The organism is Fructilactobacillus florum 8D (assembly GCF_000512295.1).
GTDB classification, from domain to species: domain Bacteria; phylum Bacillota; class Bacilli; order Lactobacillales; family Lactobacillaceae; genus Fructilactobacillus; species Fructilactobacillus florum.
The window spans coordinates 1-25,107 of sequence record NZ_ALXG01000022.1; the positions used below are offsets into that span (position 1 = coordinate 1).

A 25,107-nucleotide genomic window follows, 5' to 3' on the forward strand; every position below is an offset into this window, starting at 1 on the left:
TTTTTTGTTCTTAAACGGCTGAAAGTCTTGTGGGAGTAGTGTTTTAAAATCTCCTAAAGTATTTAACTAACGCGCGTATAACTTGAAAAAATTAAAAAATTTGAGATTTTTCATTAGATATCAAATGCATCTGGAATAATTTGATCAATGATTTCATTCTCGATAAATTCATTAATCTCATTTCCATATTTTTTCTGGAATGTTTTTTGATCATTTTGATATTCAAGAGATAAATTATTTAATTCATTAATTTGCTTTTCAAAAGTATCAGCATTCTTAAACTCCATATAGTCAATAATCGTTTTAGGTTTCTGGTCAATAAGAATTGAGTTGTAGTCGTTAGTTAACTCTTGTTGTATCAACGATTTTCAGTACTTTTTGAAACAAAATAAAAAAGAGCACCCATCAAGAGGGTCCCCTTAATATTTAAGATTGCGGTCAACAATCTTAATCATGATTGAAATCTCCTGGATAGAAAAGAAAGCAACCAAGGAATTAGTAACTTAATTAGTAAGCGAAACTAGTGATTGACTATTAACAGTGACTTAATTGCTTTTCGCTGATCCATCGCTTGATAGGCAGCTTGAATTTCATTCAAGGTAAAAGACTTCGTAAAGACTTTTCCTGGGTTAATCTTGTGGTCTAAGACTGCTTGAACGAGAAGCTCACGATCATACGTGGTAACCGAAGCCGTCCCACCGCGTAAACCAATATTATTATGAAAAAGTTGGCTGGTATCCAGGTCTTTTCGTTGGGGAATACCAACACGACCAATCACCGCACCTGGGCGTGCAGCGGCAATTGCGGTATCGACAGATTCGTTTGAACCAACGCACTCTAGAATGGCATCAGCCCCCGCATCATTAGTTAGTTCCATAATCTTAGCGACTGCTGCTGATCCGCGGTCTTCGATAATCTCTGAAGCCCCGAACTCTTTTGCCAAGGTTTGACGATCAGCGTGACGACTCATTGCAATAATTCTAGTTGCACCAAGGAGTTTCGCAGAAATGATCCCTGACAAACCAACAGCACCATCACCAATTACCACCACCGTATCTTGGGGTTTTACTTCTGCACTTTTAGCAGCATGAAAACCTGTTGCCATCACATCAGCAAGAGTGACAAATGAATTTAGCATCTCGTCAGAATAGTCGTCTGGTTGACCAGGAAGTTTTACAAGCCCCCAGTTGGCATTTTCATAGCGTAAATACTCAGCTTGATAAGCTGCAGGTTTACTTCGATCACGATTAGGACAACTACCATCAAAACCAGCTTTACAGGCAGCACAATGACCACAACCGTGGGTAAACGGAATGATGACAAAATCACCTGGTTGCACATTTGTAACTTTTTTCCCGACTTGTTCTACGATGCCAATCGCTTCATGTCCCGTGGGACTATTGCTAGGTCGTTGGGAAATTCCACGGTACCACCATAAATCAGACCCACAAACGCTAGCTCGGACAATTTTTAAAACTGCATCAGTATCCTTTTCAAGGGTTGGTTTAGGAACCGTTTCAATCCTAACCTCACCAGGTTTAATAAATCGGCTCGCTTTCATTAATTCCAAAACCACATCTCCTGTCACATTTATCAAATTCAATTAAAAGAATTTAATTTTAAAATTTGCTAGGAAATCCTCACCACATTGTAAACGACTAATATCTTGCTTATCTCGCAAAAAGCCCGTGCTATGCTCAGAATCAGCAATTCCCCACCACGGTTCAATGCAGACAAAATCAGATGTTAGCGGATAGGTTGACCACAAACCAAAATATTGATTTGCAGTGGCCGTTACACTAACCCCATGCCGACTTTTTTGGGAAGTCAGGCGAAAAGTAGTTTTTTGATTTGGTTCGACATCAAAAATTTTAGCATCATCTTTAAAGAGACAGTGCATAATACCAATTTTTTTAGTATTAACCCCGCAAACAGATTCAGAACTAGTAGTTAAACCTTCCTGATTCAGTTGGATGAGACTATATTCGCGATGCGGTAAAACCTCAACTTGATAATCAGAAAATTGTTCATGTTCTGGTTCTAACGGTACTCGGAAAGCTGGATGCGCCCCAATTGAAAAATACATGGAATGTTGGTCATCATTTTTCACGAGCATGGAAACCGCTAATGTATCTTGTAATAATTGGTAGGTTACATATAAACGAAAATTAAATGGGTAATGTTTTTTAATAGTCGCATTAGGTCGTAATAAAAAGACTGCTTGGGTATCACTCTGACTCTCAATTTCAAAATTACTGTCTCTTGCAAAACCATGTTGGTACATTTTATAGATAGTACCGTCATATTGGTATTGATCATCCTGCAAGCGACCTACAATTGGGAACAAAAGTGGTGCATGGCGTTTCCAATGCTTAGGATCTCCATTCCAAAGATATTCCAACTGCTCCGAGTTAACAACTGAAACGACTTCGGCTCCCTTTTGTAAAATTTTTACGGTTAAAAACTGATTTTTTAAAATGACTGGCATTGTGCTGCTCCCAACTAGTTAATTACTTAATAATTTTATAATAAATTGCCAAGAAAACAAGGATCTGGACGATTCGATAATTGATAATAAGTTTATTAGCACTCATCTTTTAAAGAATTGCTGATAATTTTTAACTAGTTGATCTTTAGTCACGTGGGTATAGATTTGTGTAGTTGATAAATCAGCGTGCCCCAGTAATTCTTGAACTGTTCGTAAATCAGCGCCGTTATTTAATAAATCAGTTGCAAACGTGTGTCGCAACATATGAGGATGAATATTTCCCTTTAATCCACTCCTTTTCATGATCTGATTTAGAATATATTCAATGCCACGACTAGTCAGTGGCTTCCCCAAACGGTTAATAAAACAATAATCGTGCCTCTGATGGTATTTCCCCATTAAGACCTGCCGTCCTTGATCAAAATAATTTTGCAGCGCTTGTTGCGCACTCTGACCAAATGGCAGATATCGTTCTTTATTACCCTTTCCAAGAACCACCATCAATTGATTGTCCAAATCAATCTGTGCCAAAGTTAGGCTGGCACATTCACTAACTCGCATTCCAGTTCCGTAGAGGACCTCCAAAAGAGCTGTGTTTCTGACGGCTAATGCAGGTGGCGTAGTTTGCATGGCAGCTTGAAATAATTTTTCCAATTCCTGTTCAAAAAAGAAGCGGGGAAGATGCTTTGTATGCCGTTTAATTTGAACTACTTCAAAAGGATTCTGATCGGTAACTTCGTTGAGAATCAAAAAATCGTAAAATGATCGCAGTGTTGAGATTTTACGAGCCACGGAGGTGCTTTGATAGTTTTTATCATGTAACATGTTGAGAAAGGTAGCGACATCTAATTCATCAACTTGTGCAAATCCTTTTAACTCGCCCTGCTCATCCAAACTAGCTTGAAATTGGGCTAAATCTTCTAAATAAGCCGTAATGGTGTCTTTTGAATACTGCCGCTCATTTTGCAAATATTTTTGGTACACCGTCAATAATTCTTCGTTGGTTTGCATTGTCATTAACGGTCCTCCTTTTGATGAGCTAGTAAAAAAGACTGTTCGAAAGAACCGCCTTTGAGATGCTTATTTAATTATATCTTCTTCGTAGTCACCATTAGGACACTGAATCTGCCACCCACCTCGGACTTTTTTATTAACCAGAAAGTGGTTACATTTTGGACAGTTTCTACTAATCGGTTTATCCCAAGAAACAAAATCACATTCCGGATATCGGGAACAACCATAAAATAAACGGTTTTTCTTGGTCTTTCGCTCTATTACCTGACCCTTATGGCAGTTTGGACAAGTAACCCCAATTTCTTTCACAATGGTTTTCGTATTACGACAATCCGGAAAACGTGAACAAGCAAAAAATTTCCCATATTTCCCCATCTTAACTACCATTGGGGAACCACAAATTTCACAATCGAACCCAGCTAACGGTTCTTTAATTTGAATAGTTTCCATTTCCTTTTCAGCATAACCGACTTCTTTGGAAAATGGCTGGTAAAATTCATCAACAACCTTGATCCACTCTCGTTTGGCTTCTTCAATCTCATCAAGTTGCTCTTCAATCGCAGCCGTAAAATCTACATTAACAATATCTGGAAAGTATTCTTCAATGAGGGAATTTACAATTTCACCAAGTTCGGTTGGGACAAATCTTCTTGTTTCGAGTTTAACATAATAGCGTTTTTGGATTGTCATCAGCGTTGGTGCATAAGTTGATGGTCGCCCAACCCCATTTTCTTCCAAGGTTTTAATCAAAGCTGCTTCTGAATAGCGAGCTGGTGGTTGAGTAAAATGTTGTTCTGGATGATGACTAACTAGTTGCACCAAATCACCCGTGGCAAGTTCCGGAAGGATATTATCCTTTTCCTTGCCAGCAGCGTAAACTTTTAAAAACCCTTCAAATTTTAGTTGAGAACCATTAGCACGAAAATCAACTCCATTTTGGGAAATCGAAACCGTTTCTGTATCAACAATTGCCGGTGTCATTTGGCTCGCGACAAATCTTGACCAAATTAGATTATAGAGTTTGAACTGATCCTTGGTTAAATACTTTTCAATCTCATGCGGAGTGAAATTAACTGAAGTAGGACGTACTGCTTCATGGGCATCTTGAGCCCCTTCTGGTAATTTACCCTTTCGAGGATGATTAGCAGCATACTCAGCGCCATAATGTTTATGCAAAAACTCCGCTGCTTCATGTTTTGCAACCGAAGAGATACGCGTAGAGTCAGTTCTCATATAGGTAATCAATCCTTGATTACCATCACGACCTAAATTAATCCCTTCGTATAGTTGCTGGGCGGCCATCATTGTTCGACCGGTTCGAAACCTCAATTTTTTATTAGCATCTTGTTGCATAGTACTAGTTGTATAGGGACGTGGTGGTTGCCGTTTTTTTTCGGTCTTCTTAACGTCCGTAATCTGAAAGTCAGCTTGACGGGTTAATTTTTGCAAAACTTTTTGCACGTCTTCATTATTTTTTAATTTTTTTCGTTTTCCATTTAGACCATAAAAGGCCACCTGAAATTTGGATCGTCCCTTTTTAAATTCAGAAGTGATGGTCCAATATTCTTCGGGTTGAAAGGCTTTAATTTCACGTTCCCGCTGAATAATAATCCAGAGGGCAACAGACTGAACTCGTCCAGCACTTAACCCTTTTTTGACCTTCTTCCAAAGCAACGGTGAAATTGAATAACCCACTAAGCGATCAATCACTCGGCGTGCTTGCTGAGCATTAACTAACTTCATATCGATTGTCCGTGGATTTTTAAAGGCATCCTTAACAGTATCCTTGGTAATTTCGTTAAATGTAACCCGATTTTTATCGTTGACATCTAAATTTAAAATGTGGGCAACGTGCCAAGCAATGGCTTCTCCCTCCCGATCGGGGTCAGAAGCTAAATAAATTGCCTTGGCCTTTTTAGCCTCAGACTTTAACATTTTAATCGTGTCACCCTTACCCCTGATCGAGATGTAATCGGGCTCATAGTGCTGTTCAAGGTTAACCCCCATCCGACTTTTGGGCAGATCTCGAATATGGCCCTTACTAGCGACCACATTGTAAGTTCGTCCTAAATATTTACCAATAGTTTTAGCTTTGGCTGGGGATTCTACGATGACTAGCTTTTTTTTCGAAGTCGTTCGTTTTCGCTTACTAGTTTTTTTCTTGCTAGGAGTAGTGGTAGTCATTAATTTTTTATCCTCACAAATATTTTTCTACATTAAAAGATAATTATTAGAATGGTTGAAATTCTAACACATCATATTGCAGTTCTTTTCCAGTGTCAAATAACGACTCGTCCTAATAAATCGGCCGTTGTCAAACAGGGTTGGGCTCCAGCAGCAATCAGCTCATTACATCCAACCGAGGCGTGGTTGGTAATGGCGCCTGGAATTGCCAAAACATCACGTCCATTTTGTAAGGCTAGACTAGCTGTGATTAAACTTCCAGATTTTTGTCGTGCTTCAACTACTAAAAGTTTTTGACATAAACCAGCAATAATTCGGTTACGTTCTACAAAATGAAAGGGTAACGGACCTTGCCCCCTACCGTATTCCGAAATCACCAGCTGATTGCTGGCTAATTGTTGCTGTAAGCTCTGATTTGCAGCTGGATAAAAACGATTTAATCCAGTTCCAAGCACCGCAATAGTTTGTCCACGAAAAGCCAGAGCTAGTTGGTGCCCAAGAGTATCTACTCCAGCTGCAAGCCCAGAAACAATCACATATTGGCTGGTAACACGATGATCCAGTGTTTTTTTCATTGCAGCGACCGCATAATTTGAACAGTTTCTTGCGCCAACAATCCCGAGACACGGAGCTTTCTTCAATAAATCGAGCTTCCCTTGATAAAAAAGAATAATTGGTGGTTGATAAATCTCACGTAGCTGTGCTGGATATTTGGGACTAAGAATCGAAATCCACCCTTGTAAACGCTGTTCTTCCCATTCTTTAATAGTTTTTGTTGCAAAAAAAGCTGTTTGAAATCGTTCTGATTTAAGGCGAGCTGCCTGCAGAATTTTTATGATGTGTTCCAAAACTAAATCCCAGGTTGAAAAGGTTGCTGATTCTGCTGTTTGTAACCACGCTAGCGTTAACTGTTCCCCGCGCAAACCAATACCTGGACATAATTTAATGCGAAGTAAAATCTCATCTCGAATTAACATTGTAAAAACCGCCTTTTAGACAAGTACGATTTTAACCCAATAATTTTTTCACCGGTGCAAAACTTCGCCGATGAATCGGGGTAATTCCCAACCGGTTCATCGCAGTTAAGTGCGCCTGCGTCCCGTAACCATCATTGTGTGCAAAACCATAGCCAGGAAACTTTTGATCATAAGCAATCATTAAATCATCCCGAGTAACTTTAGCAATAATACTAGCAGCAGCGATGCTATTAGACTTTGTATCGCCTTTGATGATTTTCGTTTGTGTAATGGGAAGATCAATGGTCATTGCATCAACTAAAAGATGGTTGGGTTTTGGCAGCAACCCTAAAACCGCTTTTTTCATTGCTAAACGGGTAGCTTCATAGATGTTTAGCTGATCAATTATTTCGGAAGAAACGACTGCCGAGGAATAACTAATTGCCTGTTGTTTGATTAGTGGAACCAACTTGCGACGTTTATGATCACTTAATTGCTTTGAATCGTTGACTGCCAGCACAGCAAAATCATGCGGCAAAATCACAGCAGCCGCAACGACGGGACCGGCAAGCGGTCCCCGCCCGACTTCATCAATCCCAGCAACTAGTTGTCCCATTTCCCAGAACTGTTTTTCATAATGAAATCTTTTCTGAAAATCTTCTTGTAACTGCTGCTCTGCAAGGAGGCGCCGCCTTGTTTGTCGAACAGCTTGCTGCACCCCCTGTCGGTCATCAGTCTCCATTGCTTGTAAAAATGGGCTGGTAAGCATGGTTACCTGTTGTAGCCGTTGCTTAATTTCACTAACTTTCATCAATCAGTAGCTCCAGTTAATTCTGAACCGTAAGGATTATCAAGGGTAAAAGGACCCAATTTTCCCTTGCGAACATCCGTAATGATTCGATCAGCAGCTCGGTCATAATCATCTTTCATACCTAATTTAGCCGTGATCGTCAACAAAAGTTCTGGATTAGCTAATTCTAGTTCGGAAACATCCAAATGATATCGCTGCAACAAAACATTTGGAGAAGTTTGTTTAAAAAATTGTATTGCAAAGAGAGCCACATCATCGCTGTGATAAGCTCGCTCACGAATCGCTCCAGTTAAAGCCAACTTTTCGGCCACCCGCTGATCTGCAAATTTCGGCCATAAAATTCCAGGCGTATCTAATAACTCTAAGTGACCATTGCCAGTCAGCCACTGTTGTCCTTTAGTAACCCCTGGTCGATTTCCAACTGGAGCCGATCGCCGATTAATTAGTTGATTTAGTAACGTTGACTTCCCAACGTTAGGCACACCCACACAGATGGCTTTGATTTTTTGGGGACTAAATCCCTTTGCTTGTTGTTGCGATAGTTTGTTAGCAAGTAAGCGTTTCGCTGCTTGCTCAACTTTTTTTTGTACCCCAGGAGTTTTAGCATCAATGGTGATTGCCGCTTGCCCCTGTTTTTGAAACCATAATAGCCATTGTTTAGTTAGCTGAGGATCGGCTAGATCTGCTTTAGTCAAGATTAGGAGACGGGGCTTATTTCTACTAATTCGTGTTATTTCTGGATTAATCGAACTGATTGGAATTCGCGCGTCTAAGATTTCAAAGACCACATCAACTACTTTAATATTTTCTTCAAATTGACGAATGGCCTTTGCCATGTGTCCAGGAAACCAGTTAATAATAGTAGCCATGTTTTGTAACTCCTTTATTACCAAAGGTGTGAGACCCTTGGGTTGTCATTTTTTCATAAACGTGGGCAGCGTGGCTAACTTGCCAAACGCTACCGTTCAACTTCACCCGATTTTTTCAATGAACTGCGTGATGGCTTTGACCGATTTACCCTGATTTTCATCAAGGGTGTGGATGTAGCCATCCGTGGTTTCGGCCCGAACATGCCCGACCCGCTTTTGAACTTCTTTTAGTGAAATCGACGGGTCATCGCGCAGCACCGAAATGTGAATGTGGCGGAAGCCGTGAGGAATCTCATTCTTCGTCCATTCAAAACCATACCATTCTAGGCAATGATTCGTCAGCGACTTATTGATTTGCGTCAGAATCTCACGGAAGCTGTGTGAGGTGATCGGTGAGCCATACTCCGTCCTAAACAGCGACTTAGAAGCATGAAAGGCGTCCACCGGGAAAGTCGGCCATGTGTTCGTCAAATACCTTGTTGCGGATAATGACGCGCTTTAACGCATCAATGGCAAAACCTGGCAGCTCTTCCACCCGTTCACCAGCTTCGGTCTTAATGGTGTTCTCGTAATACTCATCAATGCGCAGGTCGTGATACTGCAAGGACTTGTCGACTGTCACCATCCGGTTCTCAAAATCAATATCCGCTTCCGTTAATGCAGCAGCTTCACCGATACGACAACCTGTCCCAGTCATAAACAACGCCAGATCGTATTAGGTCTTGTGTTGCCGCTTGCGCAGTTCTGTCAACAAGGCATGAACCTCATGCTCGTCAAGAAACTTGGCTTCTCGGCGCAGACGCTTCTCGAGCTTCTCCTTTGAACTGGCGGAGAGTTTGATCACAAGCGTTGTGCAGAACGCCATAGTCGAAGATCTTGTTGAGCGAGCACTTGATATGCTGCATCGTCGAATGAGTTGAATGATACTTCTTCTTGTAGTCGTTCAACAGGTTCTGAATTAGCAGTGGTGTAATCACTTCAAGAAGCACGTCATCCGCCATTAGCTCCTCTATGCGTTTCAACACCATTTTCTCACGCGTGACAGTTGGCGGCTTGACCGTAGTCTGCCAAGTTTCCAACCAATTTGCTTTCAGCTCACCGAATGTTACCATCGCGGCGCCGTTGAAAGCACTTTGTTTCTCTGCAATCATCTCCTCAATCTTTGCAGCTAAGTCGCGTTTAGCCTGTTACTGGCGCGCTCCGTGTTCGTATAGAATTTGACGACTTCCTGTTTTGCTTTGCCAGTCAATGGATCAACATAGCGATCGACCGCGTAATAAGTTGACTTACCGTTCTTGCGTTTTCTTTCTTCAAAATACATGTTTTATCCTTTCCGAGTAAGGAAAAGGGCAAAACTGAATCTCTATTAGCAGATTCTATTTTAACATCCAAACCCGTTATTTTCTGCGCAATTTTGAATAGCCATGCGTCTTCCAGTACAAAAAGTCGTCGAATACCTCAAAATTGATAAAAACGAGCTTGTGCGTTGGGTTCAAGACAACACCACGCCACAGCTTGTTATCACGCATCTCACATAGCCAACGATTGAGCGTATATTTGTTCAAACCATCGTATCGGCTCAAAATGGCATCCTTGTTGCCCCATTCAGTGTCACTGTCCGATACTGGAATGTATTTGATTTTCATTAATTACCTCACTTACCTCACTTGTTGTGTCTAGCAGCTGTGTGAAATAATCAGCACAGATAGGATCCATATCTTATCTGTGAAGGGTGACTACTTGCTTTGGTTGGCGTGGTCATCCTTTTTTGATTGCTCACTTTCAGGTGTCATTTGTTCAAACAAACCATTTTCAAGTTGCTCTGCTCCAACCGTGTACTGCTCAATGATTTGTCTATGTTTGTCTGTCAAGATTGCCCCGCGAATCGATTGCATCTTTTTCTGGTTACCCCAGTACGCGTCAATCTCGTGGAGCACTCGCTCCATCGGTACCACTTGCTTATCAATCCACGCCCGTGTTCGGTTGAGATCGAGCGGTTCTGAGGCAGTGATCAAACGTAGCGACTGGCGATCGTGACCGACCTAACAGAACACTTTCCATTTGGCGTCAACCTTGCGCACGCAATTCTAGTAACGTGCCTAATTCCTTGTGGCCCGGATCAGAGCCGTAGACTTTGATCTGGCCTAGTGAGCGGGTGAACTGATAACCAAACGCCGTGCGATCTTCTGACAGAATACAATACGTTTGCAAACGTAACAGATCACTGAAGATTTTGTCCATATCTTGTGTTGGAAACCGAATCCGCACATAGTCAATCAGCAGTTGCAATTCCGGCTCATCTGACCAATTATTGAGCGTCTTATCAATGTACATTTGTAGGCCGCTACTACATGCTTCCCCATTTTAGATGCGACTAAGGTGAAGTTGTGTAATGCCAAGCCGGTGACATAGCTGTACCTGTGTTAGATTCAATTCTTTGCGGCGCCTTCGCACTGAATCACTCCAGTAACCCAATTGTTTACCTCCTAATCTTGTTGCAACGGGACATCAACCTGAATTGTCCAGTCGGTAACTTCGGTGCTGTACCAATGTTTCTACCGGGAAATCAGGTAGATAGGTGTCATTTACGACCACCTGTTAGTACACGTGGGTATGGGCGGCCGGCTACGCCGCACGTGGCGGCGAGATTGCGCTTTGTCCTTTCCTAAAATAACAGGTCGCGTCTACCTGTATCCCAATAGTAGCAAGGGTTTTGCCGACTGTAAATTAGTGAATCAGACCGACAATATTGAGATGGGTAGGATTGAAATCTTGCATGCAAGTCAGCCGCATAATATGATGATTGTGGAGGCGAGCACAATCATTGAAAATGTCGGCCGCAATATGAAACGACTGCGTGAGCAATACGGCGTCACGCAAGAGGAGCTTGCTAAAGTTGTCCAGCTTTCTAGGGACAAGATCTCAAAGATTGAACAAAACAAACGTAATTCCAGCTTCTATTCGCTTGATCTAATTGCATGATTCTTTAACGTCGCACCGGTTGACCTGTTTGGTTCGCCCGATGAGCAACAAATCCATAGTACAACCGCTATTCTTGACAGAATTGACGCAACCCTTGATCGGTTAGAAGAATATCGACCAAAACTCGAGCAGATACACAAGTTGGCTTGGGAGATGGACGACTATTCGCCTTACCAGCTTGAGCATCTCGAAGAACAACTACATTAAATCTTCAGTTATTTTCAGCCATATACTCCCACTGATGAGGATGGCGTACCTAAGACTGATCAGAATGACCACGCGATTCGTTCGGATTCGCGCTATTCGGAATTAACAATCAAAGAAATAGATAACGCCTATAAGCAACTCCAAGAAATCAAGAAGTTCGATGTCCAGAGTGACTAGCTATGGTAATACTTCAAAACATGAAACAACACAAAAAAATGAGATCTACAACGCTCCCCGTGGTAGGTCTCATTTTTGAATGCACTAATCTAAGTCCCACACTGTGATTCCGACGTTATCGTCGAACTTCCGCGGAATTACACCTGCCATCGGCTGAATCGTGATTTCTCCGGTGTACATCACAGTTGCGCTGGTTAAGTGTCCCGCTACTACATGTGGCTCACCATCTCGCCCAAGTTCAGAAAACGTAGCGTGCGCGTGCTGATATAGGGCCTCACCGTCGAATGTGACATTTCCGCTCAACGACACCAGCTCAAGCATTCCGCTTAAGTGGTGATCAGTGAAGTCATTCCTATTCGGTAGATACGTGGATAGCACCGCCGCTTGGCAGGCACCGATGCCACTAAAGGTAGCAGACTTAATATCCGCATCCGCACACACTTTGAGAATCTGAGTGAGAATCTCTTCGCCCTTATCTACACGTAAGTATATGGTTTGCCCAAGTTGCTTGTACTGCATGTTCGGTACTTCCTTCGTTATGGTAACACGACTACTTTTCCTAGATCGGTGGCAGTTGCAAGGTACTCGTGAGCCTCACGGGTTTGGTCTAAGGTGAAGACTTTCTCTGGAGTAACGTCTACGTGATGCTTTGCAATGAAATCGAATAACTTCTGTACGCGTTGTGCATCAACATCACCGGAGTAAAAGCCGGTCAAATAGCGGTTATTCGGAATATCTATAATTGGATCGAACCCCTCTAGTGTCCATACGCCGCCAAGCTGTCCTGTCGAGCTGACCACACCCCACTCGGCAGTGTGTGTCAGCGAATCACGTACGGCAGCCGGCCCAATTAAATCAACGATTTTATCGAACTCACCTGCGTCATCGGGTAGACACGTGACGTCTGGTGTATGCACGATTGCGTCAATGCCCATTGCTCTAAGCGCGGCGTCTTTGCGATCAGAACGGGTGGTACCGGTGACCGTCAAGTCTAACCCGGATGCTTTCATCAGCTTCAAGATTGCAATGCCAACTCCGCTAGTCGCAACACGGATTAGTACTCGATCACCAGATTGCAATTGCAGACTCTGATAAATTCCAAAGGCGGTGTAGAAAGTTTCGGGAACTGCTGCCAAACGCGCCCAATCCAAATCTGTTGCAATCGGATACACTTGCTTGTTGGGCAGCAGTACATATTCGGCATAGCTCCCATCATACGCGCGGCCCATTTCGCCCATCAATGACACCACCTTTTGCCCCGACGTGAATCGTTCTGGTGCGCTAGTTGCATCGACCGTACCGACAGCTTCAATACCAAGTATCCGCGGAAACTGTACTGAAGGCGACTTGCCTTCGCGGGTAAAAATCTCCGAATGATTAATACCAAATCCACGTACTTTAACTCGCGTCCAGCCTGGTTTCACTGCTGGTGTTGGCACCTCTGTATATTCCAACACTTCTGGCCCACCTGGGTGCCTTACAATCACTGCTTTCATCTGTATTCCTCCGATTATTTCTTAATTAAATCATGCGCTACTAAATATTGATGTGCAACTGTCGCCGCTTTACGATGCTTAACAGTTACTTGATAATTCATTTCTTGCATCTCACTGGTTGTCACCTTACCCGCCAATCGTTTTAGACTCTTCACAATCTCTGGATTTGCTTTCGCGAACTTTGTATTCATCAGCGGGGCGCCTTGATACGGTGGGAAAAATTGCTGCGTGTCCTTTAATACCACGAGGTGATATTGCTTAATTTGTGGATCTGTCGTGTAGCCATCCGTGACATCAATTTTGCTTTTAGCCAGAGCTTCGTAGCGTAAAGCCGGTTCCATCGTCCGCACCGAATTAAACGTTAGACCATAAGCGTCTTTAAGGCCCGGATAACCATCAGACTGCTGATAAAAGTCTGGATCAAATGCAGCCCTAAACTTTGGAACCTTCTTCAAATCTGCCACTGACTTCAAGTTATACTTCTTGGCATCCGAGGCGCGCACCGTCATCATATAACCATTTTGATATTGCATCGGTGGTAGCATCGCCATATCGTACTGCTTTGCGAGTAGCTTCTTCGCTAGGGCGTATGCTCGTTGCGGCTGATGTGGCACACTTTGGTTCGTCTTGACAAGCGACTGTAAGACTGTACCGGTGAACTCTGGGTAAATATCAATTTTACCGCTACGCAGCCCATTGAAGAGAAAACTCGTACCTCCAAAATTTGGTTTCAACTCAACAGTAACTTTTGAGTTGTCTTCCTCGATCAATTCCTTATACATATTGATCAAAATTTCCGGCTCTCCGCCCATCTTCCCAGCAATCGTGACAGTCTGGTGTTGAGAGTTCTGCCAAGCGCGAACACCTGAAAACCCTAAACCCACAGCCAAAACCACAATTAAGCCAACTAAGACGTGTTTCAAATTCGTTTGAGCCAAAAATTTGATTAAGGCACTGGCGGCCAGAGCCAATACCGCTGCTAGAATGGCCCCAACGAATAGGGCACTATTATTGTTCGTCTGAATACCAAGCAAAATGTAAGTACCAAGACCACCACCTCCGATCAAAGCGGCCAACGTTGCCGTCCCAATCACCATCACCACAGCAATGCGCAGACCAGTCAGAATCATTGGCATTGCAAGTGGTAACTGAATCCTCAATAGCTTGTATCGTCTTGATACGCCAAACGCATCTGCTGCTTCGACCAGTAAGGGATCAATGTTAGTCAATCCTGCATACGCATTGGAAAATACTGGCATGATTGCATATAGGACAAGCGCGATAATGGCTGGAATCGTCCCGATGCCAACCAACGGAATAAGCAATCCTAAGATTGCAAGACTCGGAATCGTTTGAATCACACTTGCGACTTGTAGCACAGCCTCACCAGCACGCCGGTGATCGATCAGCACAATCGCCAATGGGAGTGCAATCAATACAGTTATCACGGTAGCAACAACTGAAATTGCGATATGTTGCCATAAAGCATTGAGAATTTCACTACCATTTTTGCTCAAATAGTTAGTTAAGTCCTGCATCTCATTGCACCTCCCGAGCTTGAGCTAGATACGCAATCAAGTCTGCTGGGGCAAGCTGCACATCACCAATACCAACCATTGCAGTTGGTGATTGCTGCAACAGTGCTGCCCAGTCAGAAAGCATCGCTGTTTCTGGAAGTGATACTAGCGCTGAACCAGTCACCGGATGTCCGAATCCCGCAGCTAACACTGATTTAACGTATTGTGATTGACTGCCCGCGTTAGCGAAAAATTCAGCAACGAATTGATTTGCAGGCGTTGCAAGAATCTCATCCGGCGTTCCAACTTGTTGCAGCTTGCCGTCGTTGATTACCGCCAGACGGTCGGCCAACCTCAATGCCTCATCCATGTCATGTGTAACAAAAATGATTGTGGTGTTAAATTGCTGGTGTAACTTCACGACTAAATCTTGCAGTTGACGACGCGACAATGGATCAAGTGCGCTAAATGGCTCGTCCATCAAAACGATGTTCGGTTCAGCTGCTAACGCACGAACGATACCCACGCGCTGCGCCTCACCACCAGACAGCTCATTAGGCATCCTATTCATGAACTTGTCAGATGCTAAACCGACGGCATTCAACAGCTCACGAACACGCGCATCGCGCTTCCCCTGTGCGACGTTTTGTGCTGCCAGTTGGATCGAGGCATTCTCTGCTACCGTCATGTTTGGAAAAAGTGCCCCAGCTTGCAAAACATAGCCGATCCCGCGGCGAAATTCTCGAACGTCGGGCACCGCCATGACATCAAGATCATCAATCAATATCTGTCCGCTTGTCGGCGTATTTAATCTGTTGATCATTTTTAATAATGTCGTTTTGCCACTTCCGCTAGGTCCCACCAGCACGAACAGCTCATGACTTGCGATTGTAAAACTGATATCGGTCAATGCAGCTGCCCCTTGATATTTTTTGAAAACTTGCTGAAATTGGATCACCATGGTTACCTCTTTTGTTTTGAAATAGACTCATTATAATGGCAGCTTCTCAGTCAGGGCTAGGTTTTTCTATAATTACCCCCAAATTTCAGAAAATATGCTAGAATCTTTGTAACCGAAAAAGTTACGGAGGTATTCACATGCGAGTTTCAACTAAGTTCAGCGACACCATCCACCTGTTGGCATTCATTTCGGTCTACCAGGACATTCATATTACCAGTGCAGTGATTGCAGCCAGCATTAACACTTCACCAGTTGTCATTCGGCGTCTGATTGGAACATTAAAAGAAGCTGGCATCGTGAAGACCGACGCCGAAACACATAACCCAATCTTCGCAAAATCACCCGATGAAATTACGTTGTTAGACGTGTACCTACTGACGGAAGGACACACACCACTTTTCGCACTTGATAAGGAAACCAATCCACTTTGCATCGTTGGAGCTAACATTCAAGATGTCCTCACTGGAATTTATCATGAAGCGGAAACAGCTGCATTAATGGAACTCGACCGACACACGATGCAAGACGTTATCGATCGGCTACTAACTGCTGATAAGGTTAAGAAGGCATAGGCTGCCTCTGCATAAGCAGCGTGTTTTTACCACCATTAGCAGACGACATTTTCATTCAACAAACGAAAACGAGGACCGCATGTCAAGATTCCTAGATCACCGCGAAGCAGGTAAAATATTTCATGATTTCGAAAAACACAAGGACAGGTATCTGATTATTCATTATTCCTGCGAAAGTTTTTTCGATACCACTGGTGCAACGCCGCGGATTACTGACATTGCCGTAAAGTCGCCATCTAGCGGTCAAACCGAACTCTTTGCGGTACATAAAGCGGCTGAATTGATGAAGATTAAGCCAGAAGATATTGTCGAAAGGTACGAAGAAGTTGAGCGCATGATGCTAGATGACTTCTTTACCTTTGAGTCTGTCTGGGGAAAGTTCTTCTTTTGGATAGTGAACCTACTTATTGGTGGCTTTGCTGGCGGGTACATTGGAAAACTATTTTTTTAAGTGTTTTGATCAAGGTAATGGTCACTTTGTCGAGAGCCCAACGTTGGTAAATGTCCGCGGTAACTATTTGCATGTACCTGGGTCTAATTCACAATCCCAGTCAGAAAAACGTGGGCAAAAGTTGAGGTTTTTTGCCAAGCATTGCTCAAAATAAGTGGATTTAAATTTAAAGACCAACATTAATGATAACCTGATGCGAATGTTCCAAAGCAACTAAAAAGCCCGCAATGACGGGCTTTTTAGTTGCTAATTTACATTCAGAATTATCAGAGATCCCCTACCACCGTGAGTCGCATTGACAATCAGCCTTGGTTCAACCATTGGATGTTCGTTTGCAATTGAATGCTCCTTCTTTAGTTCATTGCTGCCAAATATTGTTGCCAAGCAGCATCAAAAATAGTCATGGTTGGCAAATAACCAGCATTTTCTTCTAAATATTGTGAAAGTGTCGCAAAGTCATTAGTGTGTTTAGGAAATGATTGATCAAAGAAGGCATTATTTGCAAATTCAGCTACCGCTCCATGATCAAGAGGATTTCTGCGCGTCATTAAATAATCATAAAAACTTGTTTGCATCAGGAGATCCTTTCGCTACAGTTTTTCTGGCAAAGATTTCAAATTGATGAGGAAATTGCTCATTGTGAGCGCCGGCGATAACTTCCTGTCTAACAAAATCATCATAATTAATGGGAATCATATAGGTATCGCCTGGGACCGTTGCGTCAATTGTTGTACGATACAAAAACTGCGTATAAGGTAAAAGCTGTTTGAAAATAATGGAACCACCCACAACAAAAATCAAGTCATTTTTGAATTCATTTGCATATTGCAAGAATTCCGACAAGGTCGAGAAAACCAAAACTTCTGCTGGAAACTCAGTGGCGTTCCGGTGAGTTAATACCAGATTTTTCCGGTTAGGAAGTGGTCGTTTAAAACTAGCATAAGTTCGTGCTCCAGCTAGAATTTGATGCTGGCTCGTTTGTCGTTTAAAAAACTGGAGATCATCCGGAAGATGCCAAGGAAGCTCCCCCTTGCTTCCAATAACATGATTGTGCGCTTCTGCCCAAATAAAAGCTAACATGGAAGTCCCCCCTTATACTGCGACAGTGCCATGAATCGGTTTATCATGGTGATAATTTTCAATTTTAATATCATCAATATCATAACTAAAGATACTGCTTTTTTCTGGATTTAACCATAGTTGTGGTGCTGGATGCGGTTTTCTTGTTAGCTGCTCTTTGATTTGATCTAAATGATTGAGATATAGGTGGGCATCGCCAAGTGTGTGAACAAAATCTCCTGCCTGTAAATTACATTCCTTAGCAATTAAATTGGTTAAAAGTGCATAACTGGCAATGTTAAAAGGAACGCCTAAGAAAATGTCAGCGCTGCGTTGATATAGCTGACAACTAAGTTTACCGTCATTAACATAAAACTGGAACAGAGTATGACAAGGTGGTAAGGCCATTTGGTCGACATCTTCCGGATTCCAGGCTGAGACAATCATTCGACGTGAGTCAGGATGATGTTTAATTGTTTCAATTACATTTTTTAACTGATCGATAGTTTTTCCAGTCGATGTCTTCCAATTTCGCCATTGGCTACCATAAACCAAGCCAAGGTCACCATACTTAGTAGCAAATTCAGGATCATTTAGAATACGGTCACAAAAGCGGGCTTTTTCGGTTTGATAAATTCGATTAAATTCAACATCTTTTGCAGCTCGGTGACCAAAGTCATCCATATTAGGTCCATGATATTCATTTGAGGTGACCCATTTTTTAAAAGCCCACTCATCCCAAATGTGATTATTGTGTTGTAGTAGGTATTTAATATTAGTATCACCGTGTAAAAACCATAACAATTCACTCTTAATTAGACGAAACGGGACGCTTTTAGTGGTCAATAACGGGAACCCAGTTGTCAAGTCAAAACGCATTTGATAGCCGAAATAACTCAAAGTTCCGGTATTAGTCCGATCATCCTTCCGCTGCCCATGCTCTAAAACAAATTTAGCTAAATTTAAATACTCTTCTTCTAACATCGCTACTCCTTAATCACTAATAAATTGACTTAAATATTCCCATCGGTCCATCAGCTGTTGACCTTGCTGTTGGGTATCAGCCAACTGTTGTTGTAATTTTGCCAGTTTTTGATAATCGTTGCTTGCAGTTACCATCGCTTGCTGTAACTGCTGCACTTGCTGGTCGTTTTCTTCAATCTTATTTTCGATTTTATTCCATTCTAATTGCTCGCCGTAGGTTAATTTTGTTTTTTTGGTTACTTGTTTCGAACTAATCGGCTTATTTTTTTTGTTAGTTGGTGCATCTTTTACAACCGCGGTTTGCTGCAAGTAATCACTAAACCGGCCAGTAAATTGCGTTAATTGCCCATCACCATTAAACAATAACAACTGATCGGCAGTTTTATCGAGAAAGTAGCGATCATGAGAAACAATTAAGACCGTTCCGGAAAAGTTAGCCAGATAATTTTCAAGTACCGTTAACGTTTCAATATCAAGGTTATTGGTTGGTTCATCTAATAGCAAGACATTGGGCTGCTCCATTAGGATTTTAAGCAGATATAAACGACGTTGTTCGCCCCCTGACAGCTTGCGAATCATTGTTCCATGCATCTCTTTTGGAAACAAAAATTCCTCTAACAAATTAGTTACACTAATTTGTTCACCCTCATTATTAGGAACTTGTTGGGCAATTTTCGTCAAATAAGTAATTACTCGCTGATCTTGTGGAAACGGCTCCATCTGTTGGGAATAATAACCAAATTTAACTGTTTCCCCCACTATAATTTGGCCATGCTGTAGGGGTAATTGCTGCATAATTGCCTTGAGAAAAGTAGTTTTCCCGGCACCGTTTTGACCACTGATTCCGATTCGATCACCATTTTTAATTAAATAATTGAAGTCATGCAAAACCGGATGCCCAGCAATGGTCAAATCGACGTCTTTAAATTCTAATACCTGCTTTCCCAGTCTAGCTTGTCCAAGTTCAATATTGAGTTCCTGGGTGGCTGTTGGTTCATTTTGGACTTGCTGTTTTAGATCATTAAATCGTTCAATTCTAGCATTTTGTTTAGTTGACCGAGCTTTTGCTCCCGCCTTCATCCAAGCAAGTTCTTGCTGATAAAGCCGACGCCGTTTGTGAGCAGCCGCTGTCTGATCGTTTAATAACTTGGCCCGCTGAGCAACATAATCTTGATAATTACCAGAAGAACGTTGTAGCTGACCCCGAGCCAATGACCAGATTTGATTGGAAATCCGATCTAAAAAATAACGATCGTGGGTTATTACCACCAAAGCGCCGTGGTATCCGGCTAAAAACTGTTCTAACCAGGCAATTGAATCAAAATCAAGATGATTGGTTGGCTCATCTAGTAATAACAAATCGGGGGCTTGAATTAAAACCTGGGCTAAACCCAATCTTTTTTGTTGTCCTCCTGACATTGTTTCAACTCTTTGATTCAAATCTGTGATCTTTAATTGATTTAAAATTGTTTTAATCCGACTTTCAGCATTCCAAGCATCTGACTCGTTCATGTGTGCTTCAGCTTTTAGATACTGTTGTTCTAGTTCAGGCACCCCTGGGTTTTCACTATAAGCCGTGAGCGTCTGCTCATAGCAACGAATTATCTGAAAAATGGATTGTTTGCCGGCTAACACTGCATCCAATACCGTTAAATCCATTCCCAGCACCGGTTGTTGTTTCAAATAACCAATCCGATAATTTTTGGGAGTTTTAATTGTTCCAGTGACAGTTTCATCTAATCCCGCAATTGAATTCAATAATGATGTTTTTCCACTTCCATTTGGACCAATCAATCCAATTCGGTCATGTTCATTAATGATAAAATCAATGTTAGAAAAGAGGGTCTTTTCACCGTATGTTTTTGTTAAAGCAACTGCTTTTAATGTTTCAGCCATAAATATCCTCAATCTTCTTTAGGGTTTAATTTCTGAGCAACCTTAAGTAAGGCTACCGTATCATTAGGTAGTTCTCCTGCAACCACGGATTTTTCTAATTGTTCCAATACTTGGCCGAGGTGCGGTCCCGGAGTAAAGCCTGCTTTCAGTAGGCTTTTTCCATTAATATGCAATTCGCCCCGTTTTTTGATTGGCAACTTCTGATATTGCTTTTGCAAACGAGCTAAAGAAATTGTTGATCGATAAAGTAAAGCCACGTGGGCACTTTGTTGAAGTAGAACCCAACCAGTTTGATAAAGCTCCCAAGCCGTGAGCTCTCTTTGACACATAGTCTGAGCAGCCTGCGTCGCAATAACAGTTTCATTTAACAATTGATTAGAATTTTTCCAGGTTCGTAGCAAATGTTTAAGCTTGGTTGAATTGAGCCGTAGCGCAACCGCAAGCAATGTCCAAACTTCTACATTTGTTTTCAAACGAACAGCTGGAACATGACTAATTAATTGTTGCAGTTGAGGCTCATACGCCGATAACACCGGGATGTGCTGTAAAATTTTGGTTTTAATCATTTGTTCTAAACCATGCATGGGCGTTTGGCCAAGCATCATTTTACTAAATTCTGCATTAATTCGTTCAATTGAAATCTTCTCTAACAAGGCAGCCTTGTGATACATTGCTACCAAGGTCTGCTTTTCAATGCAAAAATCAAGCTGACTGCCAAACCGGACAGCCCGCATCAAACGAAGTGCATCTTCTTGAAACCGTTGTTCGGGATCACCAACTGCTTTAATCAGCCGCTGGTCTAGATCTCGCAATCCAGAAAATAGGTCAATGACATCTCCGGTCGCTGTCATTGCAAGGGCATTAATAGTAAAATCACGGCGCTGTAAATCTTCTTTTAAAGAACGAACAAACGTCACTTGATCTGGTCGACGATAGTCTTGGTAACCACTCTCCGTACGAAAAGTAGTGATTTCAAAGCTTTTCCGGTCATATCGTACCGTAATGGTTCCATGTTCAATCCCCGTATCAATCGTGATTGGAAAAATTTGTTTGATTTCTGCAGGATAAGCCGAGGTGGCCAAATCGACATCGTGCAATTCTTTATGCAAGAGCGTATCTCGAACACATCCCCCAACAAAATATGCCTGATAACCATGTTGTTCAATTTTTTGTAAAACTTGCTTAGCATCAAGAAATTCTGGCGGTAACTCTTTAATCTGCAAAATTAATTTCTCCCCTCCAACCTCAATAAACCTATTATAACAAGAAAATAAAACAGGATTAGCCTTTTCCCGTAGCTAATCCTGTTTTATAAGGTTTCATTTAAATCAATTAATAACTCTTCCATCTCTGGATCGTCGGGAACTATTGCTAGGTACCGGTTTAAAAATTTAATTGCTTGGGTTTGCTTACCCATTTCTCGATAAAATAAAGTCGCCTGCTTTAAAAAATCAGGATTATTAAGTAAGCCGGTTGCAGCTTGTTGATAAAATGATTCCGCCTGCTCCCACAATTCTAATTTGGTTGCAGCCGTTGCGGCGTCCCAAGCTAGTTGAGGTGTTACATCAACTTTTCCTTGCTCCGAGTAAACCAGCTCCAGAACCTGCCGATAGTTCCCTTGTTTGAGCTCAAATGCCGATAGCTGATTAATCAGAGCTTGGTTTTCGGGATTTATCTGATATCCCTGCCTCAAAGTTTGTTTTGCTAACTCTGGCTGCTGTAATTGCTCAGCAAGCTCGGCAAGCTTTAGATATAAATCATCGTTATATTCATCAACCCGTAGCCCTTCTTGTAGCGTGTGCAACGCGGCGGTTGGTTGCTGATCAGCAGCAAGTGCTTCTCCTAAAGGAAGATAGAGTGAGGCAAACTGAGGATCAGTTGTTTGTAACTGCTGTAACTGTTCAATAGCAGCCTTTAACTGCCCTAGTTGTAAATAGGTAACGCCTAATTCAAATTTAACCGTTGGGGTTTGCTGTCCAGCTTCAATTTGCTCCAAATATCCTAAAGCTTGCTCAAAATGACCCAATTGAGCGTAGGTCACCCCCAAACGCTCCACTAAATTAACATTTGAAATCTCTAAATGTCCACTTTTAAGTAGTTGTAAATAGAGCGGTTGTGCCTTTTCGGGTTGCTGTGTCGCATAATATAATTCAGCAAGAGCAAACGTAATCACTGGTTCGTGCGGAGCAAGTGCTTTAGCCTGCAACAATTTTTGCTCACTAACTTCTGGAAATCCTTGGGTTTGATATAAATCCGCAGCAACTAGTAGCGCATTTACATAGTAATCTGACGACGGTTTAATTTCGTTTAGATAATTGAGTGCTTGATCTTCTTCGTCCTGAGCGATCATTAAATCAGCCAAATTCGTCCGGAGTTCATCTTCACTTGGATACTTTTGTAATAATTGTTGATAAATTTTAATGGCATCATCATTAAAACCTAAGGCGTATAATTCTTCAGCCAAAGAGTTCAGCAACTCATCATCATCATGCTCCAAGGCCTGCCTGAGTGCTTGTTGATAAGTTTGCAATTCTTGGTTATGGAGCGCTGTGAGCGCCTGTTCTGAAAAACTCATAATTATCTCCCGTCTTTAAGTAACAAAAAAGCCAGCTCGCAACTGCGAACCGACTATTAATCAAATAAAGAATTATTTGACAGCATCCTTTAAAGCTTTTCCAGCTTTGAAGGCAGGTACTTTACTTGCAGGAATTTCAATTTCCTTACCAGTTTGTGGGTTGCGTCCCTTGCGAGCAGCACGTTCGCGGACTTCAAAACTACCAAAACCGATCAATTGAACACGTTCACCCTTAGCAAGCTGATCTTGGATGGCATCAAAAACTGCATCCATTGCAGCGGTGGCATCCTTTTTAGTTAATCCTGCTGCTTTCGCAACATCATCTACTAATTCTGCTTTGTTGGCCATGAGTGTTTCACCTCCTGAAAGATGTCTGACAAAAACATCGACTATAAGCTCCTGATAGATATGTACCGGAACTAGAACGAGATAACAAAATGGCTATCTCATAGACTAAAGATAGCACACGAAAACCGAGTTTGCAACGTTTGCCGGTAATCTTTGTCAGATTTTTTCATTTTTTTATTATTAATTTCATTTTAACCAAAAAATCATTTTCTTTTTCGTGCAATTAAACGCAATGGAGTTCCTGTAAAGTCAATTTGTTTACGAATCTGATTTTCCAAATAACGACGATATGAAAAATGTAATAATTCAGGTTCATTTACAAATAAAACGATCGTTGGTGGGGCTGTTGCCACCTGAGTTACATAATAAATCCGTAATTTTCGGGTTTTGATCGTGGGCGTAGGCGTCATACCAATCGCATCCATAATAATCTCATTTAAATGGGAGGACTGAATCCGCTTAGTATGGTTATTATTGATTTGTTTAATCAAACTAGGAAGTTGACCTAAACGCTGCTTAGTCTTTGCGGAAACGAAGATGATTGGCGCATAGGCTAAATATTGAAATTCAGATCGAATTAGCGCTTCAAATTGTTGCTGGGTATGATTATCTTTTTTGACTGTATCCCATTTATTGACAACAATAATGATTCCCTTACCAGCATCATGTGCATAGCCAGCTACGCGCTTATCTTGTTCTCGAATTCCTTCTTCAGCATTTAAAACAACTAAAACAACGCTACTATCTTCAATGGCTTTCATGGCGCGCATGACACTATACTTTTCAGTTTTCTCGTAAACCTTACCGCGTTTCCGAATTCCAGCGGTGTCAACAATTGTGAATAATTGCTGATCCGCCACAAATTTGGTATCAATAGCATCGCGGGTGGTTCCGGCAACTTGTGATACAATCACACGCTGATCGCCCAGCATCGCATTTACTAATGATGATTTTCCAACATTGGGTCTTCCAATTAAACTAAATCGTAGACTATTATCCGGTGCGTCATCGGGAACCTCTGGAAAATTACGGATAACCGCATCTAATAAATCTCCCAGCCCTAAACCATGTGCTCCAGAAATTGGGTACGGATCGCCCAATCCAAGCGCGTAAAAATCATAGGCATTGGTACGGCTTTCAAAATTATCAATTTTATTAACCGCCACAACTACGGGGGTGTCTGATCGATATAACAGATGGGCAACCTGTTCATCGGCATCAGTGACGCCCTGCTTGCCATCAACTATCAAGATGATAACATCTGCTTCATCAATTGCAATTTCTGCCTGAGCGGTAATTTGTTTCATAAAGGGCGCATCGGACAGCTCAATCCCGCCAGTATCAATTAGATTAAAATTTACCCCCAGCCACTCTGCCGGAGCATAAATCCGATCACGAGTTACTCCAGGAGTATCTTCCACAATTGAAATTCTTGCTCCTGCAATCCGATTAAAAATGGTTGATTTACCAACATTTGGTTTACCGACAATTGCTACAGTGGGTTTAGCCATTATTTTACCTCGATTTAAGCATTAAAAAATCCTTCAAGCTTGAAGGATT

30 protein-coding genes are annotated in these 25,107 nt (G+C 42.0%); 3 read left to right on the plus strand and 27 right to left on the minus strand.

Going from position 1 to position 25,107, the window contains the following annotated elements:
• Nucleotides 1-113 precede the first annotated feature (113 nt).
• From B808_RS06530 to B808_RS06700, 15 genes are all read right to left on the minus strand, one after another.
• Nucleotides 114-362 carry a hypothetical protein gene (locus B808_RS06530; RefSeq protein ID WP_155830450.1) on the minus strand — a complete coding sequence of 83 codons (249 nt, stop codon included), beginning with the start codon at nt 360-362 and terminating at the stop codon, nt 114-116.
• 158 nt (nt 363-520) lie between these two features.
• The gene (locus B808_RS02350; RefSeq protein ID WP_035421713.1) at nt 521-1,561 is read right to left on the minus strand and encodes a zinc-dependent alcohol dehydrogenase family protein; all 1,041 of its coding nucleotides are present in this window, start codon (nt 1,559-1,561) and stop codon (nt 521-523) included.
• Nucleotides 1,562-1,603: 42 nt separating this feature from the next.
• Entirely contained in the window at nt 1,604-2,488 is an 885-nt protein-coding gene (locus B808_RS02355; RefSeq protein WP_009166276.1) for an aldose 1-epimerase family protein, read from the minus strand.
• A gap of 102 nt (nt 2,489-2,590) precedes the next feature.
• On the minus strand, nt 2,591-3,505 hold the full coding sequence (gene xerC, locus B808_RS02360; protein ID WP_009166275.1) for a tyrosine recombinase XerC: 915 nt from the start codon (nt 3,503-3,505) through the stop codon (nt 2,591-2,593).
• A gap of 63 nt (nt 3,506-3,568) precedes the next feature.
• Nucleotides 3,569-5,686 (minus strand): type I DNA topoisomerase, encoded by a 2,118-nt coding sequence (topA, locus tag B808_RS02365; protein ID WP_035421699.1) that lies wholly within the window; start codon nt 5,684-5,686, stop codon nt 3,569-3,571.
• A 95-nt stretch (nt 5,687-5,781) separates the two neighbouring features.
• Nucleotides 5,782-6,663, minus strand: coding sequence for a DNA-processing protein DprA (dprA, locus tag B808_RS02370; RefSeq protein WP_009166273.1), 882 nt, complete (start codon nt 6,661-6,663; stop codon nt 5,782-5,784).
• Between the two features lie 31 nt (nt 6,664-6,694).
• A complete protein-coding gene (locus tag B808_RS02375) occupies nt 6,695-7,453 on the minus strand; it encodes a ribonuclease HII (RefSeq protein WP_009166272.1) in 759 nt (252 codons plus the stop codon).
• Entirely contained in the window at nt 7,453-8,322 is an 870-nt protein-coding gene (gene ylqF / locus B808_RS02380) for a ribosome biogenesis GTPase YlqF (RefSeq protein WP_009166271.1), read from the minus strand. The genes B808_RS02375 and ylqF overlap by 1 nt, the downstream gene beginning before the upstream one ends.
• 102 nt (nt 8,323-8,424) lie before the next feature.
• On the minus strand, nt 8,425-8,793 hold the full coding sequence (locus tag B808_RS06680; protein WP_263640266.1) for a site-specific integrase: 369 nt from the start codon (nt 8,791-8,793) through the stop codon (nt 8,425-8,427).
• Nucleotides 8,744-9,019, minus strand: a complete 276-nt coding sequence (locus B808_RS06685; protein ID WP_035421700.1) for a site-specific integrase — start codon at nt 9,017-9,019, stop codon at nt 8,744-8,746. Before B808_RS06685 ends, B808_RS06680 begins: the two co-directional genes overlap by 50 nt.
• Nucleotides 9,020-9,095: 76 nt before the next feature.
• On the minus strand, nt 9,096-9,473 hold the full coding sequence (locus B808_RS06645) for a hypothetical protein (RefSeq protein ID WP_225349215.1): 378 nt from the start codon (nt 9,471-9,473) through the stop codon (nt 9,096-9,098).
• 246 nt (nt 9,474-9,719) lie between these two features.
• The gene (locus B808_RS02395; RefSeq protein WP_035421703.1) at nt 9,720-9,968 is read right to left on the minus strand and encodes a hypothetical protein; all 249 of its coding nucleotides are present in this window, start codon (nt 9,966-9,968) and stop codon (nt 9,720-9,722) included.
• Nucleotides 9,969-10,058: 90 nt separating this feature from the next.
• On the minus strand, nt 10,059-10,337 hold the full coding sequence (locus B808_RS02400) for a hypothetical protein (RefSeq protein WP_155830451.1): 279 nt from the start codon (nt 10,335-10,337) through the stop codon (nt 10,059-10,061).
• 52 nt (nt 10,338-10,389) lie between these two features.
• Nucleotides 10,390-10,656 carry a hypothetical protein gene (locus B808_RS02405; protein ID WP_009166268.1) on the minus strand — a complete coding sequence of 89 codons (267 nt, stop codon included), beginning with the start codon at nt 10,654-10,656 and terminating at the stop codon, nt 10,390-10,392.
• A gap of 30 nt (nt 10,657-10,686) precedes the next feature.
• Nucleotides 10,687-10,776 (minus strand): helix-turn-helix domain-containing protein, encoded by a 90-nt coding sequence (locus tag B808_RS06700; RefSeq protein WP_225349216.1) that lies wholly within the window; start codon nt 10,774-10,776, stop codon nt 10,687-10,689.
• A gap of 318 nt (nt 10,777-11,094) precedes the next feature.
• Between B808_RS06700 and B808_RS06650 the strand changes: the two genes are divergently transcribed.
• Nucleotides 11,095-11,304 (plus strand): helix-turn-helix domain-containing protein, encoded by a 210-nt coding sequence (locus B808_RS06650; RefSeq protein WP_009166267.1) that lies wholly within the window; start codon nt 11,095-11,097, stop codon nt 11,302-11,304.
• Between the two features lie 468 nt (nt 11,305-11,772).
• Here the strand turns inward: B808_RS06650 and B808_RS02415 are convergent, their stop codons facing one another.
• Genes B808_RS02415 through B808_RS02430 form a run of 4 tightly spaced genes read right to left on the minus strand, consistent with a single transcriptional unit; the run spans nt 11,773 to nt 15,662 of the window.
• Complete coding sequence (locus B808_RS02415) at nt 11,773-12,207, minus strand: PPC domain-containing DNA-binding protein (RefSeq protein WP_035421708.1); 435 nt, start codon at nt 12,205-12,207, stop codon at nt 11,773-11,775.
• 17 nt (nt 12,208-12,224) lie between these two features.
• Nucleotides 12,225-13,184 carry a zinc-binding alcohol dehydrogenase family protein gene (locus B808_RS02420; RefSeq protein WP_009166266.1) on the minus strand — a complete coding sequence of 320 codons (960 nt, stop codon included), beginning with the start codon at nt 13,182-13,184 and terminating at the stop codon, nt 12,225-12,227.
• 14 nt (nt 13,185-13,198) lie between these two features.
• Nucleotides 13,199-14,722: an ABC transporter permease/substrate-binding protein gene (locus tag B808_RS02425; RefSeq protein ID WP_009166265.1), complete on the minus strand. Its 1,524-nt coding sequence runs from the start codon at nt 14,720-14,722 to the stop codon at nt 13,199-13,201.
• 1 nt (nt 14,723) lies between these two features.
• The gene (locus tag B808_RS02430) at nt 14,724-15,662 is read right to left on the minus strand and encodes an ATP-binding cassette domain-containing protein (RefSeq protein WP_009166264.1); all 939 of its coding nucleotides are present in this window, start codon (nt 15,660-15,662) and stop codon (nt 14,724-14,726) included.
• A 137-nt stretch (nt 15,663-15,799) separates the two neighbouring features.
• Between B808_RS02430 and B808_RS02435 the strand changes: the two genes are divergently transcribed.
• Both B808_RS02435 and B808_RS02440 read left to right on the plus strand, forming a co-directional pair.
• Nucleotides 15,800-16,234 (plus strand): Rrf2 family transcriptional regulator, encoded by a 435-nt coding sequence (locus B808_RS02435; RefSeq protein WP_009166263.1) that lies wholly within the window; start codon nt 15,800-15,802, stop codon nt 16,232-16,234.
• Between the two features lie 79 nt (nt 16,235-16,313).
• The gene (locus tag B808_RS02440) at nt 16,314-16,685 is read left to right on the plus strand and encodes a hypothetical protein (RefSeq protein ID WP_051393792.1); all 372 of its coding nucleotides are present in this window, start codon (nt 16,314-16,316) and stop codon (nt 16,683-16,685) included.
• Nucleotides 16,686-17,038: 353 nt separating this feature from the next.
• Here the strand turns inward: B808_RS02440 and B808_RS02445 are convergent, their stop codons facing one another.
• The 8 genes from B808_RS02445 to der all read right to left on the minus strand — a co-directional run bounded on the left by B808_RS02445 (nt 17,039) and on the right by der (nt 25,058).
• The gene (locus B808_RS02445; protein ID WP_009166261.1) at nt 17,039-17,260 is read right to left on the minus strand and encodes a YozE family protein; all 222 of its coding nucleotides are present in this window, start codon (nt 17,258-17,260) and stop codon (nt 17,039-17,041) included.
• Nucleotides 17,241-17,765, minus strand: a complete 525-nt coding sequence (locus tag B808_RS02450) for a dihydrofolate reductase (RefSeq protein ID WP_009166260.1) — start codon at nt 17,763-17,765, stop codon at nt 17,241-17,243. The genes B808_RS02445 and B808_RS02450 overlap by 20 nt, the downstream gene beginning before the upstream one ends.
• Nucleotides 17,766-17,777: 12 nt before the next feature.
• Nucleotides 17,778-18,728: a thymidylate synthase gene (locus tag B808_RS02455; RefSeq protein ID WP_009166259.1), complete on the minus strand. Its 951-nt coding sequence runs from the start codon at nt 18,726-18,728 to the stop codon at nt 17,778-17,780.
• Between the two features lie 9 nt (nt 18,729-18,737).
• Nucleotides 18,738-20,624 carry an ABC-F family ATP-binding cassette domain-containing protein gene (locus tag B808_RS02460; RefSeq protein WP_009166258.1) on the minus strand — a complete coding sequence of 629 codons (1,887 nt, stop codon included), beginning with the start codon at nt 20,622-20,624 and terminating at the stop codon, nt 18,738-18,740.
• An 8-nt stretch (nt 20,625-20,632) separates the two neighbouring features.
• Complete coding sequence (locus tag B808_RS02465) at nt 20,633-21,847, minus strand: CCA tRNA nucleotidyltransferase (RefSeq protein WP_009166257.1); 1,215 nt, start codon at nt 21,845-21,847, stop codon at nt 20,633-20,635.
• Nucleotides 21,848-21,933: 86 nt separating this feature from the next.
• Nucleotides 21,934-23,199: a tetratricopeptide repeat protein gene (locus B808_RS02470; protein ID WP_035421711.1), complete on the minus strand. Its 1,266-nt coding sequence runs from the start codon at nt 23,197-23,199 to the stop codon at nt 21,934-21,936.
• Between the two features lie 72 nt (nt 23,200-23,271).
• Complete coding sequence (locus tag B808_RS02475; RefSeq protein WP_009166255.1) at nt 23,272-23,547, minus strand: HU family DNA-binding protein; 276 nt, start codon at nt 23,545-23,547, stop codon at nt 23,272-23,274.
• Nucleotides 23,548-23,750: 203 nt separating this feature from the next.
• Nucleotides 23,751-25,058: a ribosome biogenesis GTPase Der gene (der, locus tag B808_RS02480; protein WP_009166254.1), complete on the minus strand. Its 1,308-nt coding sequence runs from the start codon at nt 25,056-25,058 to the stop codon at nt 23,751-23,753.
• Nucleotides 25,059-25,107 lie beyond the last annotated feature (49 nt).

What these genes read in the sequence shown, in the direction of transcription:
- B808_RS02440 (WP_051393792.1), top strand. Translation starts at nt 16,314, where the DNA reads ATGTCAAGATTCCTAGATCACCGCGAAGCAGGTAAAATATTTCATGAT.
- B808_RS02455 (WP_009166259.1), bottom strand. Translation starts at nt 18,728, where the DNA reads ATGTTAGAAGAAGAGTATTTAAATTTAGCTAAATTTGTTTTAGAGCAT.
- B808_RS02420 (WP_009166266.1), bottom strand. Translation starts at nt 13,184, where the DNA reads ATGAAAGCAGTGATTGTAAGGCACCCAGGTGGGCCAGAAGTGTTGGAA.
- topA (WP_035421699.1), bottom strand. Translation starts at nt 5,686, where the DNA reads ATGACTACCACTACTCCTAGCAAGAAAAAAACTAGTAAGCGAAAACGA.
- B808_RS02395 (WP_035421703.1), bottom strand. Translation starts at nt 9,968, where the DNA reads ATGAAAATCAAATACATTCCAGTATCGGACAGTGACACTGAATGGGGC.
- B808_RS02450 (WP_009166260.1), bottom strand. Translation starts at nt 17,765, where the DNA reads ATGTTAGCTTTTATTTGGGCAGAAGCGCACAATCATGTTATTGGAAGC.
- ylqF (WP_009166271.1), bottom strand. Translation starts at nt 8,322, where the DNA reads ATGGCTACTATTATTAACTGGTTTCCTGGACACATGGCAAAGGCCATT.
- B808_RS02475 (WP_009166255.1), bottom strand. Translation starts at nt 23,547, where the DNA reads ATGGCCAACAAAGCAGAATTAGTAGATGATGTTGCGAAAGCAGCAGGA.
- dprA (WP_009166273.1), bottom strand. Translation starts at nt 6,663, where the DNA reads ATGTTAATTCGAGATGAGATTTTACTTCGCATTAAATTATGTCCAGGT.
- B808_RS02435 (WP_009166263.1), top strand. Translation starts at nt 15,800, where the DNA reads ATGCGAGTTTCAACTAAGTTCAGCGACACCATCCACCTGTTGGCATTC.
- B808_RS02375 (WP_009166272.1), bottom strand. Translation starts at nt 7,453, where the DNA reads ATGAAAGTTAGTGAAATTAAGCAACGGCTACAACAGGTAACCATGCTT.
- B808_RS02460 (WP_009166258.1), bottom strand. Translation starts at nt 20,624, where the DNA reads ATGGCTGAAACATTAAAAGCAGTTGCTTTAACAAAAACATACGGTGAA.
- xerC (WP_009166275.1), bottom strand. Translation starts at nt 3,505, where the DNA reads ATGACAATGCAAACCAACGAAGAATTATTGACGGTGTACCAAAAATAT.
- B808_RS02405 (WP_009166268.1), bottom strand. Translation starts at nt 10,656, where the DNA reads ATGTACATTGATAAGACGCTCAATAATTGGTCAGATGAGCCGGAATTG.
- B808_RS02350 (WP_035421713.1), bottom strand. Translation starts at nt 1,561, where the DNA reads ATGAAAGCGAGCCGATTTATTAAACCTGGTGAGGTTAGGATTGAAACG.
- B808_RS02425 (WP_009166265.1), bottom strand. Translation starts at nt 14,722, where the DNA reads ATGCAGGACTTAACTAACTATTTGAGCAAAAATGGTAGTGAAATTCTC.
- B808_RS06685 (WP_035421700.1), bottom strand. Translation starts at nt 9,019, where the DNA reads ATGACTGGGACAGGTTGTCGTATCGGTGAAGCTGCTGCATTAACGGAA.
- B808_RS02470 (WP_035421711.1), bottom strand. Translation starts at nt 23,199, where the DNA reads ATGAGTTTTTCAGAACAGGCGCTCACAGCGCTCCATAACCAAGAATTG.
- der (WP_009166254.1), bottom strand. Translation starts at nt 25,058, where the DNA reads ATGGCTAAACCCACTGTAGCAATTGTCGGTAAACCAAATGTTGGTAAA.
- B808_RS06645 (WP_225349215.1), bottom strand. Translation starts at nt 9,473, where the DNA reads ATGATTGCAGAGAAACAAAGTGCTTTCAACGGCGCCGCGATGGTAACA.
- B808_RS02355 (WP_009166276.1), bottom strand. Translation starts at nt 2,488, where the DNA reads ATGCCAGTCATTTTAAAAAATCAGTTTTTAACCGTAAAAATTTTACAA.
- B808_RS02430 (WP_009166264.1), bottom strand. Translation starts at nt 15,662, where the DNA reads ATGGTGATCCAATTTCAGCAAGTTTTCAAAAAATATCAAGGGGCAGCT.
- B808_RS02415 (WP_035421708.1), bottom strand. Translation starts at nt 12,207, where the DNA reads ATGCAGTACAAGCAACTTGGGCAAACCATATACTTACGTGTAGATAAG.
- B808_RS02445 (WP_009166261.1), bottom strand. Translation starts at nt 17,260, where the DNA reads ATGCAAACAAGTTTTTATGATTATTTAATGACGCGCAGAAATCCTCTT.